The sequence below is a fragment of the Mesorhizobium sp. WSM4840 genome (assembly GCF_055811755.1).
Genome location: NZ_JBVVQD010000115.1, coordinates 1 through 798 on the forward strand (window position 1 = coordinate 1; position 798 = coordinate 798).

A 798-nucleotide genomic window follows, 5' to 3' on the forward strand; every position below is an offset into this window, starting at 1 on the left:
CGCGGGCGTGGACAGGCGGCGCTGCACCTGGTCTCGGCCTATGCGACAACCCACAGCCTCGTGCTGGGGCAACGGGCGGTGGCCGACAAGTCCAACGAGATCACCGCCATTCCCTTGCTGCTGCAGGAACTGGCCGCGTCCGGAGCGCTGGCGGGTAGTCTCGTTTCCATCGACGCCATGGGCTGCCAGTCCGACATCGCGGAGACGATCGTCGATCTCGGCGGCGACTATCTCCTGGCCACCAAGGACAATCAGAAGACCGCCCATGCCGAGATCCAGCTCTATTTCGACGCCGCTCCCGTCGATGAGATCGATGCGCTCACCGAGGTCGAGAAGGGCCATGGCCGCATCGAGACGCGCCGTCATCTCGTCTCACAGCGTGTCGACTGGATGAGTGGCAGAAGGCGCTATCCCGATGAGCCGCGCTTCAAGGGCCTCAGCACCATCGCCATGGTCGAGACCCGCATCGAGACCGGCGTCGAGGTCAGAGTCGAGCGGCGATGCTACATCTCCTCTCGCATCCTCACTGCAAAAACCTTCGCCGAGGCCGCCCGAGCCCATTGGGGGATCGAGAACGGGCTACACTGGGTTCTCGACGTCCAGTTCAAGGAGGACCAGTCCCGCCTGCGCCGCGGCCACGGCGCCACAAACATGGCCATGGTCCGCCACCTCGCCCTCAACCTCATCCGAGCCATGCCCGGAAAACAATCCATCAAGGGAAAGCGAAAACTCGCAACCTGGGATACCGACTACCTGATGGCAGCTCTCCAAGCCCGTTAACCTGGACTCGTTGCCCTG

General features: G+C 63.5%; 1 protein-coding gene. It reads left to right on the forward strand.

Going from position 1 to position 798, the window contains the following annotated elements:
• Positions 1-780: ISAs1 family transposase (locus AC0L3I_RS36935; RefSeq protein WP_473530234.1), on the forward strand; the 780-nt coding region annotated here is incomplete at its 5' end.
• Positions 781-798 lie beyond the last annotated feature (18 nt).